Source organism: Nitrospirota bacterium (assembly GCA_015233895.1).
GTDB lineage: Bacteria > Nitrospirota > Thermodesulfovibrionia > Thermodesulfovibrionales > Magnetobacteriaceae > Magnetomonas.
In genome coordinates this window covers 441356-455862 of sequence record JADFXG010000001.1, presented here as the reverse complement: position 1 = coordinate 455862, position 14507 = coordinate 441356, and the positions used below count along the sequence as shown (strand labels likewise).

Annotated in this window: 16 protein-coding genes; 13 read left to right on the top strand and 3 right to left on the bottom strand. The window is 41.2% G+C overall.

What is annotated here, in order from left to right; genetic code table 11:
• Positions 1 to 16: 16 nt before the first annotated feature.
• Positions 17 to 1756: a response regulator gene (locus HQK88_02020; GenBank protein MBF0615574.1), complete on the bottom strand. Its 1740-nt coding sequence runs from the start codon at positions 1754 to 1756 to the stop codon at positions 17 to 19.
• Positions 1757 to 1862: 106 nt separating this feature from the next.
• Here HQK88_02020 and gspG point away from each other — a divergent pair, with 106 nt between their 5' ends.
• From gspG to HQK88_02000, 4 genes are all read left to right on the top strand, one after another.
• Positions 1863 to 2300 carry a type II secretion system major pseudopilin GspG gene (gspG, locus tag HQK88_02015; protein ID MBF0615573.1) on the top strand — a complete coding sequence of 146 codons (438 nt, stop codon included), beginning with the start codon at positions 1863 to 1865 and terminating at the stop codon, positions 2298 to 2300.
• Between the two features lie 95 nt (positions 2301 to 2395).
• Positions 2396 to 4075 (top strand): Flp pilus assembly complex ATPase component TadA, encoded by a 1680-nt coding sequence (tadA, locus tag HQK88_02010; protein ID MBF0615572.1) that lies wholly within the window; start codon positions 2396 to 2398, stop codon positions 4073 to 4075.
• Complete coding sequence (locus HQK88_02005) at positions 4072 to 5283, top strand: type II secretion system F family protein (protein MBF0615571.1); 1212 nt, start codon at positions 4072 to 4074, stop codon at positions 5281 to 5283. The genes tadA and HQK88_02005 overlap by 4 nt, the downstream gene beginning before the upstream one ends.
• Complete coding sequence (locus tag HQK88_02000; GenBank protein ID MBF0615570.1) at positions 5280 to 5738, top strand: prepilin-type N-terminal cleavage/methylation domain-containing protein; 459 nt, start codon at positions 5280 to 5282, stop codon at positions 5736 to 5738. The genes HQK88_02005 and HQK88_02000 overlap by 4 nt, the downstream gene beginning before the upstream one ends.
• A 78-nt stretch (positions 5739 to 5816) precedes the next feature.
• Here the strand turns inward: HQK88_02000 and HQK88_01995 are convergent, their stop codons facing one another.
• Together HQK88_01995 and HQK88_01990 are read right to left on the bottom strand one after the other, a co-directional pair.
• Positions 5817 to 6083 (bottom strand): type II toxin-antitoxin system mRNA interferase toxin, RelE/StbE family, encoded by a 267-nt coding sequence (locus HQK88_01995; protein ID MBF0615569.1) that lies wholly within the window; start codon positions 6081 to 6083, stop codon positions 5817 to 5819.
• Complete coding sequence (locus tag HQK88_01990; GenBank protein MBF0615568.1) at positions 6084 to 6341, bottom strand: hypothetical protein; 258 nt, start codon at positions 6339 to 6341, stop codon at positions 6084 to 6086.
• 298 nt (positions 6342 to 6639) lie between these two features.
• On the opposite strand from HQK88_01990, the gene HQK88_01985 reads away from it, so the two are divergent.
• The 9 genes from HQK88_01985 to gspD all read left to right on the top strand — a co-directional run bounded on the left by HQK88_01985 (position 6640) and on the right by gspD (position 14297).
• Positions 6640 to 6927: a hypothetical protein gene (locus HQK88_01985; GenBank protein ID MBF0615567.1), complete on the top strand. Its 288-nt coding sequence runs from the start codon at positions 6640 to 6642 to the stop codon at positions 6925 to 6927.
• Positions 6924 to 7298, top strand: a complete 375-nt coding sequence (locus tag HQK88_01980; GenBank protein MBF0615566.1) for an ArsR family transcriptional regulator — start codon at positions 6924 to 6926, stop codon at positions 7296 to 7298. Before HQK88_01985 ends, HQK88_01980 begins: the two co-directional genes overlap by 4 nt.
• A gap of 67 nt (positions 7299 to 7365) precedes the next feature.
• On the top strand, positions 7366 to 7776 hold the full coding sequence (locus HQK88_01975) for a hypothetical protein (protein ID MBF0615565.1): 411 nt from the start codon (positions 7366 to 7368) through the stop codon (positions 7774 to 7776).
• Positions 7760 to 8467, top strand: coding sequence for a prepilin-type N-terminal cleavage/methylation domain-containing protein (locus HQK88_01970; protein ID MBF0615564.1), 708 nt, complete (start codon positions 7760 to 7762; stop codon positions 8465 to 8467). Before HQK88_01975 ends, HQK88_01970 begins: the two co-directional genes overlap by 17 nt.
• A 75-nt stretch (positions 8468 to 8542) precedes the next feature.
• Positions 8543 to 9448: a general secretion pathway protein GspK gene (locus HQK88_01965; protein MBF0615563.1), complete on the top strand. Its 906-nt coding sequence runs from the start codon at positions 8543 to 8545 to the stop codon at positions 9446 to 9448.
• 7 nt (positions 9449 to 9455) lie between these two features.
• A complete protein-coding gene (locus HQK88_01960) occupies positions 9456 to 10967 on the top strand; it encodes a hypothetical protein (GenBank protein ID MBF0615562.1) in 1512 nt (503 codons plus the stop codon).
• Between the two features lie 5 nt (positions 10968 to 10972).
• Entirely contained in the window at positions 10973 to 11533 is a 561-nt protein-coding gene (gene pilO / locus HQK88_01955) for a type 4a pilus biogenesis protein PilO (GenBank protein ID MBF0615561.1), read from the top strand.
• Between the two features lie 14 nt (positions 11534 to 11547).
• Positions 11548 to 12078 carry a hypothetical protein gene (locus HQK88_01950; protein ID MBF0615560.1) on the top strand — a complete coding sequence of 177 codons (531 nt, stop codon included), beginning with the start codon at positions 11548 to 11550 and terminating at the stop codon, positions 12076 to 12078.
• Positions 12075 to 14297, top strand: a complete 2223-nt coding sequence (gspD, locus tag HQK88_01945) for a type II secretion system secretin GspD (GenBank protein ID MBF0615559.1) — start codon at positions 12075 to 12077, stop codon at positions 14295 to 14297. The genes HQK88_01950 and gspD overlap by 4 nt, the downstream gene beginning before the upstream one ends.
• The last annotated feature ends 210 nt before the right edge of the window (positions 14298 to 14507 follow it).

Below are 14507 nucleotides of genomic sequence, written 5' to 3'. Positions count from 1 at the left end.
AATTTCCATATTATCCTCATCCTATCGCGTTTATCAGTACCGCAATGGTACCTCGTTCATTATACAATACATTATTTGAAAGAGTTTTTGCAATTCTAATTCCCCTGCCGGAAAATTGTTTATTATCCGGATTTGCGTCGTTAAGTTTAGAAACATCAAAACCTAAACCTTCATCCTCAATTTTTATCACTAAAAAGTCCCGAATCTGATGTTTAATGGTATTAATGGTAACTGTTATTTTTTTGTCAACGAGTTTTTCTTTCTCAAGCATAAAATCCTCGTATTCGCCTTTTTTAACCATTTCGTCTTTTTTGCTTGATTTTATGTCCAAACTGCCGTGTTCATAGGCGTTTATCAGAAGTTCATTAAAAGAACTTATAGTTGCAACATTCTGTTCTTCGTTTAAACCTATAGAGGCCAGATATTTTTCCACCTCACATCCAAGGTAGTTAACCTGTTCAATCCGGCTCTCTATTACAAAGGTCTTTTGGTTTTTATTGGGGCAGTTAAACCTCTGAAGCAGGATAAATGTGATATCGTCCTCGGATACTTCAGTCGCTGCTTTGAATTTTTCATATAAATCATCTTTGAAAGCAGAGTTCAGGAAATCATCTTCAAGCTCCTCCTGGTAAATGCCGTTTTTGTTTATAGTGCGGCATTCATTTAAGCCATCGCTATAGATGAGGATCTTCGTGATGTCTTTAAGGCTGCAACTGTTAATAACATGGGAGTTGATGTATCGCATAATCGGCAGGTTATTACATCTCAATTTAAGCAGTGAGCCATCAGATGCTTCTATAAGTACGGGTGGCATGGAATATATGGCATAGTCCATGGTTTCATTCTGAAAATCGAAAAAAACAAAAGCTGCACACAGGATTTCCTCAGAAAGGAGTTCTTTTTTTATAAACTCAGTATAGTTTACTACAAAATCCTTAAAATCAAAGTTGCCGCTTTGTTTACTTTGGTCAATCATGTGATTAATGAAAGAGGTTGTAAGGATAGTTGTAACCGAGGCTGAAAGACCCTTACCCATAGCATCAGATATACAAAATAGGTATTTTTGTGTTGACACTTCTCTTATAGAGTAGCTGTCGCCGCTTAGTATATCCAATGGCACGTAGCAAACCCCCGCAAACCATAAGCTCCTGTCAGGGGATTCAATTGTTCTATGGCTGAGATCGTTTTTTATGATTTTAAGTTCTTTTAGAAAAGCCATCTCCTGTTGTGCCGAGTGGTATTTTTCCTTATACCGGAGAATTTCAAGTTCCTGGGCCTGATTTTTTTGTACAATATCCTCCACCACGTACTGTGAAACAGCCATTTCAATGGCATCAATAAGGGCTGGCATCTGAATTGGTTTTATGACAAACTGTGTTACGCCGAGATTGATTGATTCAATTAAGAAATCCGTGTCAACATAACCTGTTATAAGGATAATTGGAATCCGCTGGTTAACCTTTCGTATTTTCCTTATAAGATCGAGGCCGTTTAGCTCAGGCATCATGTAATCTGTGAGGATGAGGTCAATGTGGTTTTGATTAAACTTCATGAGTGCTTTCATGCCGTCCTCAGCCACTATGACATCTTTAAATATACGCATCAGCTTTCTGATAAGCCACGGTGCCGCCTCGTCATCAACATAGAGGACGGTTAACCCCTTTTTTATTTCAAATAACTGGTTGTAATCAAGCATAATTATCTCTACCGATATTAGATTATATTTTATTGCGGCCTTTGCCGTCAACTTTACCAAAATTTCATAAAACTTAAGACATTGACGCTTTGTCTGTAAAAATGGTTGAATACATAGAATACTTATATTTGATAAAAAAGATTTTATAATGATTGGAGTAAACATGATGACAGAACAAGGAACAATTAAAAGGTCTTTATATTCTTTAGTAACACGGCAGGCGCTAAACTCAAAGGGTTTTACGCTTATGGAGATACTGATAGTGGTTATGATTATAGGTCTCATTGCCTCTTTGATAGCTCCTAATATTATGGGCAGATTTGCCAGATCACAGGAGGAAATAGCCAAGGCGCAAGTGGAGATGCTCTCCTCCTCCGTACAGTCCTTCTACCTTGATATTGGGCGCTGTCCGGCTGATTTAAATGAACTGATTGCTTCTACGGAAAAGCTATGGAGAGGGCCGTATCTTTCTAAAAAAATCATTCCCGATGACCCCTGGCACAGAGCCTATCAGTACAAATGTCCCGGCGAACATGGCACCTTTGACCTCTACTCCCTTGGGCCTAACGGCAAAGTGGATGACCAGATAATAAAGAATTGGTAAACGAACTCCTGACAGACACAACGCCTGCCGCTGACTCCCAATCGCTTAACTCAACCGGCGATAATGCTCCCCACGGGCTTTTTTCATCCTCACCGCTGATAGGACAGATACTTACCGATAAGTTTGGTATAAGACAAGAGGAGATAGCAAAGGCTCTTGACGTTCAAAAGGAAATCGGTGGGTTCATTGGACAGATTCTTATCAGCACCGGCGCCATTACCGACTATCAACTGATTGAAAGCCTTTCCATCCAACTTGGAATTGAAATCTTTGACAGGGATACTTTTGGTGAGCCAAAAGACGATTTGGTTCAATCGTTTACCGGAAAACTTAATATTGACTACCTTATAAGAAACCGCTTTGTCCCCATTGAGTTAAAACAAACCCCGGCTGGGCTATCTGTCACGCTTATCACAAACGATCCGCTTAATGCTCCAATTATTGACTACATTACGATGGCGCTCAATGCCGATGTATCCGTGCTTCTTGCCACAGAGCAGACCATCAACGAGTTTTCAAGACCATTTAGAGTCACAGACAAAGACCTCGTATCCCTTAGTATTGACGATAATCCGGAGTTGCTTAAGGAGATGGCATCAGAGGCGCCTGTCATTAAGTTTTTAAATAACCTGCTTAGTTCTGCCGTAGAACTCAGAGCCTCAGACATTCACATAGAGCCCTCAGAGAGTGCCCATCGGATAAAGATGCGCATTGACGGAGTCCTCCACGAAACGCAGGATGTTGAGGATAAACTCTATCTTGCCATTATTTCGAGAATAAAACTCCTTGCCGGGCTTGACATTGCCGAAAAGAGACTGCCGCAGGACGGTAAATTCAGCACTAAAATCGCATCGGCGCTGATTGATATCAGAGTGTCCTCAATTCCTTTTGCAATAGGCGAGGGCGTGGTTATGAGGCTTCTTTACAGAGAGCGCCTCACGTTTGACATCACAAAACTTGGCATCGAGCCCGATGTGGCACCTGTTATTTTAGAACTTATTAATGTGCCTTTTGGAATTTTGCTTGTAACAGGCCCCACTGGCTCCGGAAAAACCACCTCGCTCTACTCTATGATTAGCACACTGGACAGGAAAGAGAAAAAGATAATAACCGTTGAAGACCCCGTTGAGTACAAACTTGACGGAATAAACCAGATACAGGTCAAATCGGAAATAGCCCTCACATTTGCCGCCGCTCTTCGCTCCATTTTAAGACATGACCCTGATGTCATAATGGTTGGTGAAATCAGAGACCCGGAAACTGCTGAAGTTGCCGTGCAATCAGCTTTGACAGGCCACCTTGTGCTCTCAACACTGCACACAAACGATGCTCCAAGCAGTCTGTTTCGCTTAATTGAAATGGGGCTTGAGGACTACTTGCTTAATGCCTCTGTGCTTGGAATTATTGCCCAGAGAATTGTCAGAATGAATTGCCCTCACTGCTCTGTTTCTATAGAAGCGCCAGAGCACATTGTTAAAAAGTATAACCTTACTGAGCTGATTAAACGATTCAGCGGACTCAATCTATCTCTTAATTTGAAAAAAGGACAGGGCTGCAAAAAATGCTCCGGCACCGGCTACCGAGGGATGCTTGCCATTTACGAGGTGTTTAAATATACCGAAGACCTTAAGGAATTGTTTATAAAAGAGCACTCCATTGTCTCACTAAAACGGCGGCTTATTGAGGTGCATAACTTCAGAACTCTTAGAGAGGATGGACTGATTAAGGTAATCTCCGGTATAACAACAATTGAGGAGGTGCTCAGGGTTACGTGAGCAGCTTTAAGTATCAGTGTGTTGATCTCACAGGTAAAGAAACAAGCGGTACTCTCTCTGCTCCCACTCTCTCTGAGGCTCGGACTGTGCTTAAAGACAAGGGGCTCAGGGTTGTCTCAATTACTGAGTCTGTATCCATTAAATCACCGTTTTCCTCTGCAACGTTTTCTGTAAAAAAAACAACAGTCGGTGAAACCGATCTCTACAACATGTCCAAAGAACTGAGTGTGCTCTTGCGAGCTGGGCTGAGGATTGACAACTCCCTTGAAATTGTAACTCAAACGGCTGCAAATCAGGTACTTAAGGCCTGCCTGCGCAGTGTGGTGAAAGAAATCAGAGCCGGCAAAAGTGTTGCCGAAGCCTTCGAAAAGACAGGCACATTTAACAACCTCATGCTCTCAGTGATAAGAGTTGGCGAAAGTGTGGGCGATCTTAAAATGTCCTTTGAGCAAATCGCCGGCAATCTGCAGTTTCAAATTCAATTTAAGGCTGAAATCAAAAACAACCTGACATATCCTGTTTTCTTAATTCTTGCCAGTATGGTGACACTGTTTATTATCTTTAAATTCATAATCCCAAGGTTTTTTAGTGTTTTTGGCGCAGATCAACTGCAACACCTTCCTGCTGTCTCAAAAATGCTTTTTGCAATGTCAGAGTACTTAAATATGTATGCAATTTTTGGAGTTATCGTTGCTATTGTGTTGTTTTTTAAATATGTCGGAGTTAAAAAGCTCTTTCACAGCGCTTATGCCCGCGCACTGTCCCTGCCTGTGTTCAGACCCCTGATACTAAACCTGGAGCTTTCCAGATTTTCCTACTCCATGCACACTATGCTCAGTAGTGGCATAGAGTTTATAAAGGCACTTAAGTACTCGATAGATTTAATTCAAAACGAAAGAATACGAAATGTGTTTCAGCCTGCGCTGAAACTGATAAAGGAGGGGCGCTCTATCGGAGAGGTGTTTTCAGGCATTGAGATGTTGCCCGATATTGTACCAAGCATGGTAACGGTTGGCGAAAAAAGCGGCAATATGAAAGAGATTTTTCTTGAGCTCTTTAACGTCTTTGACGACAGATTTAAACGTGCGGTTAAGAAAATCGTTATTCTCATTGAGCCTGCCATAATAATACTTATGGGTATAATTGTGGGGTTTATAGTGATTTCACTTATCCTTACCGTAATGAATGTGGGAAATATAAAGTTGTGAGACCAAAGGGTTTTACCCTTATAGAGCTGCTAATCGTAATAGTAATCATAGGCCTTATTTTTGCCGTGACAGTGCCGGTCTCTGTCAGGATGTACAACAGGTACATGGCCTCCCTTGAAGCTGAAAAGGTTATGCTCTTTATGTTTAAGCTCCAAAGGGACTCATTTCTTGACGGAGATGAAAAACTGGTAGAAACCGACACAGGGCTTGTAACAGTTAATGGAGTTCCCCAAAAATTCTCGGAGGAGTTCAGTGTTAAATCAGAAGGGCCGCCACAGGAACCGCAATCCGGTAAAACCAAAAGTAACTTCGTCTATATCCCTACCCCTATACTGTTTTTTACAAACGGCACAACCAGCGGAGGCATTGTGATGGTCTATGTAAAGGATTTCATTTTTGCCGTAAAGATAACTCCGCCGTATGGTGAAATTCGCATGGAGGCTCATAACACATGAGGAAATAGTTTTATTTGGATCTTTATTGGCTTTTAACCGTTATGTATGGGTAAAAGAATAAGTCCTTTTGTTTAATTATCAATAAACATCGTCATGAGAACCTATGTTGAGTAGATATATGTTGTCGTCGGATAGCTTAAACGTAATACGGATGTCATCGGTTACAAAACATGAGTATCTATCTTTCAGATTGCCTGAGAGTTTATGCGTTTTCAAAGCAGGTGTGAAAGGATTTTCCTGTAAAGTCTTTAAGATTTTCAGTAGTTTTTCATGTATTGCTTTTGAGTTTTTAGTAATCCTGGATGACTGCCGCATAAAGTGCTTTTCGATTTTAAGCGTGGGCAATCATTCTCTCCAGTTTATTATCGCTTCCATAGCCTCTTCGGCAGTATTAAATGTATAGTATTCACCCCTTTCTTCGGCAGCCAGAGTCTCTTCAATAAAGACTTTATGTTTACGTTCTCTCTCGGCAAGATAGGCTGTAAAATCGGCTATCTCCTTAACGCGCTCAGGGGACAACTCCGGCAACATCCCGATAATACGTTCGATATCGGGGTTCTTTATAACGGCTACCGGAGCCTTATCAATAAACGTTTCACTCATAAATTTATAGTAGCATAAGGGAGGTTCTAATGGCTATATTAAAAAAATTTTTGTGACATCAACGTAATGCTCAGAACGTTCCGAAAGTTACCCACCCATGCACTAACCTGGACACGGGTTAAAAACTGGAAAAAAAATCCCTTTCTGTCTAATTTCCACCTTGTGAATGCCAGTAAAACCACATTTTCATGAAGAAAGACACATTATTAGGGGCGCACACAGTGGTGCGCCCCTACATGACAGAGACAATCCGATGTGTTGATTTTAAGTTTAATATATGGTATGATAATACTAATATATGATAGCAGAGCTTATTTATCATGAAAAGAAATATTACAAAGATGATGCTATTAAGGAAATAAAAATATGGAGAGTTCCCAGGACAAAAGACAAACCATTTGGCTATAAATATTCTCTGGTTTATATAGTTAGAGGTGAACGGATTGTCGGATATGATAATTCTGAGGGCAAAGGTGATCACAGACATTTTAAGGAAATAGAGTATCCGTACAAATTTCAGACTTTAGACAAGCTTTGGGCAGATTTTGAAACTGATATTAAAAACTCTAAAGAGGACAAATCATGAAAGTAAGAAACATAAAGATAGTAATTAAATCCGACGAGGATATTTTTAATGAGGTCAAAGAGGTTGTAAGAAAGATTGAACAAAACGAAAAAATAAAAAAACACGAGGAAATATCCTTTGACGATATAGACACACTAAGAAAAACTCTCACAGATGGACGTATGAAAATACTTAAGGGAATTAAGAAGTATAATCCTCAATCTATTTACGAACTTGCTAAGATTCTTGACAGAGATATTAAGAATACTTTTGATGATGTTCAATTTCTTGCTGAGATGGGACTAATTGAACTAAAAAAGACAAAAAACGGCAGAGAAAAAACAACTCCGACTGTAAGCTATGACAATATTTTGGTAGAAATACATGTGTGATATTAATTTTCGTCCCCTCCGATAAGCGTTCTTGAAATAAAAAACTATGGGGTGTATAATCTTTTAAATGCTTAAGCAGTTAACGCCGCTAAAAAAACAATTACAAAACAATGGGTTTCTTGTAATAGAGATTCTGATTTCCGGCCTTATCCTTACAGCCTCCATAGCGGCCAGCATGTACCTTTTCAGAATTGGCTACGAAAGCCTCTCCCGGGCGCAGGATTCAAATATGATCTCGGCAAAAATGCCTGAGATCATAGATTTTCTTAAAAACGCCGACTTAGCAGAGACTAAAACCAGCGTTGATATGGGTGATGACGTTATACTTACGTGGAGAGCAACCCCTATAAGGCAAGGGAAACCTTCTTTGATAATTAATCCGATTAAAGACTACTCACTAACCCTGTACAGGATAGAGTTTGGCGTGACTTACAACCGATTGGGCAGGGAATATACACTAAATGTGCTCAGATATTAAAAAAAATACCCGAACGTGGATTAAAGGTTCCAAAGGTTACACCTTAATTGAGGCTGTGGTGGCTGTGGCAATATTTTCTGCCATGATGATGCTTGCAATGGCAGCACTTAATCAGGGGTTTAAGCAGTATAAGGCTGTAATGGAGGAGGGTGTTAACTTCTGGAAAATAGCCAGAAGCTACTGGTTGCATAAAAGTGTAAGCGGTGTGGTCTATTACTATGTGAGTGACGAGAAAAGACTTAGCTGGAACACATGGCGTCCTTACATTGTGTGCAGGCCGGATCTGTTAAGCTATGTAAGTAACACCCCGATGGCAGGAGAGCTGCCCGTTGTCGTCTGGATAGTGACAGAGAAAAACTCCACAAAAGATGCCCTCAATCTCATGTACTATGAGCTGCCGGTTTATACAAAAAACATAGAGGATATAAACCAGGAATTTATAAGCGGAGCGTATAAAAACGGAAACTCCTTTACAATTGTTGAAGATGTCACAGATGTTACGATGGAGTGTTACGCAATGGATCCGTCAACAAAGCTCTGGAGCTGGGTACAGAAATACGAGATGAAACCCGGCATGACAGCTTTGCCCTCTGCTGTCAGGATAAATTACAGAAAACATAATAAAAATCAAAATATTTTTTTTAATATAAGGGTAAATGGAACTTTTCACTCAGACCCTAACATAATATAGTATAATATGTGTGGTTTGAAGGACGTGCACGGAATAAATTTAGCATTATTACGGAACGAAAGTGGCTCAGCTGTTTTGTTGACGATAATGATAGCGTCAATAATAATAACGGTAGGGTTGGGGTTCAACTGGATTATCAAAGAGCATATAAAAACTGCAGGAGCGCTTAAGGATAAGTCCGAGGCGATGATTTTAGCCGAATCCTCCTTCGATACTTCGATGTTTGCTATCCTAACCGGAAAACTAACCCAGGACGGAGTTGCCTTTACGGATGATTCACTCCTTGGAGCATCTCAGATAATAGCTAATGGTAGTCCCTTGTGGGTTAACGAAAACATTATCCTGCGCTTACAGGACGCTAACGGTATGGTTTCTCTGGCAGCTAACGGTAACACCCTCACAGATAACTCCGCCTCTGATCTCAAAAAGCTTATAAACACTATTGCACCGGGAAAAAATGCAGACGAAATAGTTGATTGCATAAATGACTGGATTGATCCTGATGACCTTGTGCGTACAAATGGCGCTGAGTCAGACTACTACAGGATGATAGGCGCACCTTATCAACCCAGAAATTTTCACCTTCAGTACCTTGAGGAAATTCTCCTTGTTAAGGGTATGGACATTCAGCTCTTTAATAAACTTAAACCCTTTATCACTATGTTAAGAAACGAGGGGTTTAACGTCAACACTGCAAAGCCGGAGTTAATTGTCGCTCATTACGGCTTAAGTTCTGATGTTATCGAGCCTCTGAGACAGCATATGAAAACTAACACCACAACAGGAGCCATGGAGGCTCTAAACCAGATAGGGGTTGATACGTTATCCTTTTCAGGCACTCAGGCGCGTCCAACCGAGTTTTTTGAAATAACGCTTGCCGTCAGATCAGGCGAAAGCCTGTACCATATAAAGTCCGGAATCAGTATAAGAGACACGACAGGGTTTTCACCACATTCGGTTTACTATTGGAAAGAGGGATGAGCCGGTCTTGAAATCTGCTAATAAAATAGTTGACGGTATTAAAACCTATCTTAAAAAGACTTTTAAACGTAATACGGCAGAAAGTAAGGCAGCCATAACAGCCTGCTATATATATGAAAAAGGATTTGATTACTTTAAAATTGGAAAAGACAAGGTTGACAGAGTCCTCAATGGCAGAGTTTCCTTTATAAACAGGATTTTTGGCAAAAACGTTCTCATAATCGGTAAGGAGCTCTCCTTTTACTTAAGGAGCAAATATCCGCCCACAGGAGATAAAAACCTGATGGGAATGATTTCAAATGAACTGGATGAGCTCTTTCCAATGATTACATCCCCGGCATTTTATTTTCATGTATTTGAAAAACACGAAAACTACGTCCTGGTTGATATATGGGCGTGGGAAAGCGGGATTTCAGGCCGTATAACCGATGAATTTCCCTATAACTACACAGTCCCTGAGGATGTTTTGTTTAAATCCCCTGACTACGAGATCTCTGTGCTGCAAAATCAAGGAAAAACCTTTCTGATAGCTCACGGGCCGGAGGGTTTTATCGGCACACGAGTGTTTGTAAGAGCTGTCAACCAAAAGGACATGGAAACATTCATCAGAGGCCTTGGAGCGGTAAGAGAGAAAATTAAGCTCATCAGGTTTTTTGTTGTAGGAGAGGCAGCGGGTATTAGCAAAGGGTTTTCGCTTTCAATCCCAGTTTTGGAAACTGAGCCAAAGGACTATCCGGCAGTCCTTGATAATTTAGCCGCCTTTAATCTCAGTCCATTTTTATCGAAACCGTGGTATGCAGGCATTGACATAGAGTTTGTTATGAGAGTTTCTGCTTATTCCTTTGTCTGTTACATGATTTCAACATACATATCGCTACACAGGCTGGATAACACTGCCACAGAGCTGCAGAGTAAGATTTCAGATACAAATAAAAAAGTCTTGCTCTTAGCTGAGGTACAATCTAAGGACATTACATCAAAAGTGCTGACAGCCCTTGCCACTAAAGTGAAGGAGACCCTGCCGCCTCTTGAAGTTCTGGATGCGCTTGCACTTGCTTCACCGCAGGGTGACCGGTATCAGCAGATTCAGATAACCAACAGAAACGTAAATGCCATGATGCTTACAGCTGACCCAGCCTCTGCCATAAAAAGCCTTAGCACTAACCCTGCTGTGGAATTTGTTCAGTTAGTGGGTGAACCTCAAAAGGATGCCAAAAACACATACAAGATAAATCTGAGCATAACTTTTGCAGATAAAGACAAACTTGAACAGGCTCTTATGATACAAAAAAACATTGTCACAGCCTCTTTGCCTTCTTTAAAAGCCGGAGACAGCAATCTTAACTCATTGAAAGCGCCCTCATCACCTCAGCCTGTAATTAAATCTGATAACAATCTTAACTCACTAAAAGCGCCCTCAACGCCTCAGCCTGCGATTAAGTCCGATAACAAGGTTAACAACTCACTAAGGACGCCGTCGTCTCCTCAGGTGCAGTTTAAATCCGGTAAGGAGTTTTAGCGGAAATGTCTCAGAACATAAAACAAACCGGAGCTGGTATAAGCAAGGACAGGATCCGAAAGATCGGATTTCTTCTGGTAGCACTTCTCACAATAGCTCGTTTTGGCATAGTGCCTCTGACAACTGAGGTAGAAAAAAAGAAGTCTGTAATTGAGGACTATAAGGTCACTTACGCCTCTAAAATGGAGCTCCTGAAACGCTACATGTCAATAGATATGAACGACTACCCTGAGGTCAATCAGGAGCTATCCCAGCTTGTTTTTCCAAAGGAGAGCAATAAAACCTCAGTTCAGACCGACATTGTCAAGTTTTTGACTACAACTGCTGAAGGCAGGCAATTAAACGTGTCAAACTTTCAGATGGTTGAGGGCTCAGAGGGTTCAGTTATTACAGAGGTTACAGTCATAATTAAACTTAAGGGTAAACCAAAAAAAATTATAGAATTTTTGAGAGAAGTCCAAAATCACAAACCTCTTGTCAGAATAAAAAACATAGAGCTAAATCAATCCGGTGACACAGATTATGCAGCTAAAATTGTTGCCTCTGCGTACATCAGAAAATTATAACTTGACAAATGTTGATGATAAAAGAATATATTAAGGGTGTAACGAAACATTTCAGAGGGGGTACGGGTATAGCCAAACGTTGGCTTCCCGAACTTAAAAAGCACAGAAAGGATGTCGTTATATTGTTGGTAATGCTCAGTCTGATACCAGTGTTGGTGGTTAAAAAGCCGGATATCAGTTTAACAACCACAGAACATGGTGAAAAAAACAAATATATTGACAAAAAAACACTTCTTAAGTTAGTTTCAAACGGGATTGATAAACAATATGCGGGGATCAATGACAGAAATATCTTCTCTCAGGATGGCAAATATGAGGCTGAGGCCCCGCCAAAACCAACAAAGACTTACACACTTGTGGGGATAATCCGGGCAAAGCTCATTCAAGTGTTTTTAGTGGATAATCTTGGAGGAACTTATATTATAAAACAGGGTGATACTCTTGATGACGGAACTGTGGTAGCCAGTGTGGATAACATATCAGTGGTGTTGAAAAATGGGACGGAGGAGAAGAAATTGAAGATTTTGACGGTGGAAAAGAAATGAAATTAAAATATTTTTTAATTATAGTGCCTGTATTATTTATGTTTTTGTCCTGCTCGATGTTTTATAAAGCTACAAAGACTGAAAACGACTCATACTATGGTGTTTCAGGTAAAGACAATACAACGGCAGACAACATATCGCGGCGTTCTCCAGGCACTGGCTCTTTGCTGAATTTTGACGAAAAGAAAAAAGAGGGAAAGGATGAGGAGATTCCATATCCGGCTTACGAGAAAACCTCATCCGAAAAACTGGCAGCTGCGCTTGAACCTATAGATTATAAGAAGCTTGTGACTGAAACAAAACCTGTGATGATAAATGTGGATGGAATGCCGTTAAGCGATTTTATAGTATATGCTGTGGGAGACGCCTTAAAGGTGACTTTTTTCATTGATGAGGCAGTAAAAGCGCTGAAAACCCCTGTTACTATAAGAATGACAAAGGAGCTTCCGCCTGAGACAGTGCTTGAGATTGTTGTGGAGCAACTTAGGCAAAACGGCCTTCTGGTGGGAGCCCGTGGCCCAAGCCTGTATATTTTAAAACCTGCCGCCGTTGGAGAGCCCACAGATGTGAAGTTAGGGCGTGGCCTTGTTGCAAGTTCCGCACGAATTGTACAAGTGGTTCCACTTAGCTACGTAAACTCTGCAGATATTGTGCCCCTTATAGGTGAGCTCTATAAAACAAGCGCAATTGTTAAGAACTATCACAAGGACAATTCAGTTATTCTCATTGGAACGGCTGCCTCAATGAAGGACATATTAAACTTCATAGAGGTTTTGGACGTACCGTACTTGAATAAGAAAAAAATCATGCTCTTGAAACTTGTTTATTGGAAACCAGAGGAGTTCGTAACCCAGATGGCGTCAATTCTGGCAGGTACCGGAGTCACAGTATCATTGGACCCTAAGATGCCGGGCGTTACGTTTATTCCTATTAAGTTTTTAAATAGCGTACTGGCCATAAGTCCTGATGATACCTCAATGGAGTTGGTGATAAAGTGGAAAAATCGCCTTGATACCTCTGAATCGGCAGGTGCAGAAGAAAAAATTTACGTTTATACCCCACGGTTTTCAATGGCATCCGAACTGGTTGACTCTATACAGAAGCTTTATGGTTTAAAAACCGGCGCTACACAGCCAAAAGGCAAAACAGCCACAGGAGGGCTGCCCTCGTCATCGTCAAAGCCAGCTGCCGGAAAATCTCAAACTGACGGTGAATTTGCAGTGCCTGCGGCGCTACCCAAAACTGCGGCTACGGCTTCAACAGGGCTTTTACCTACAGCCCCGGGAGCTGTGACACCAGAGGTTCCCGGCCTTAAGATAACTGCTGACGATAAAAGAAACGCAGTGCTTATGATGGCATCTCCATCTTTGTACCGGACATTGCTGGGTCTCCTTAAAGAGCTTGACACACCGCCGCGACAGGTATCAATAGAGGCAACGGTTGCCGAGCTGACTCTTGACGATTCAAACAATATGGGCTTTGAGTGGTACCTTGCCGGCAGGATGCTTGGTAATGTGCTTGGAAGTAAATATATTGGACCTTATACATTGGGCACCCTCGGCAACCTTGGAGTAAGCAGCGGTACAGGCTTGTCTTATTCTTTCACTTCAGACACTGGCAACCTTCAAGCGCTTATAAGTATGTTGGCAAAAGACAAAAAGGTTGAAATCCTCTCTAAGCCGCACCTTATGGTACTTGACAATGAGGAGGCGACAATTCAGGTAGGAAATGAGGTCCCTGTTATAACAAGCGAGGTATCCGGCACAGACCTGACCTCGACCTCATCAACGACTCCCAGCGTGTTAAGGAATGTCCAGTACCGGACTACCGGTGTAATCCTGACTTTAAAACCGACTATAAATTCCGAGGGCCTTGTCACAGTTGATGTCAATCAGGAGGTAAGCGAGGCTGACACTAACACAACGTCAAGCATAGACTCCCCTTTGATTCTTAAACGGTCAATACATACAAAAGTAGTGGTTTCTGACGGAAATACAGTAGTGCTTGGCGGTATGAGATCGAAGTCGAGGTCACACTCTGTTAGTAAAATACCGTTTTTAGGGGATATTCCTATACTGGGATATTTATTTAAGGCAGATTCTGCAAGCGAGATAAAAACTGAATTGATAATCCTTATAACACCTAAAATAATTCATAATACCGAGGATGCTACATCGGTTACTAAAGAATTAAGGGAGGGTTTAGGGTGGTTCCACTAAATTAATTAAAATATACTTAAGTTTTTGAATTTATATACCGATAAGATGATTAAAAACAACGGGTCGGGCAGGAGTCCGCAAAGGAGGTGGATTGGAACTACGGGACAGAGAGCCGGACGCAGGATGCTAAAGATTTATCATACAGGATGTGTGGGGCCGGTGTTAGCAAGGTAGATTGTTTGCGTTAAAACGATATAGTATTATAGAGTT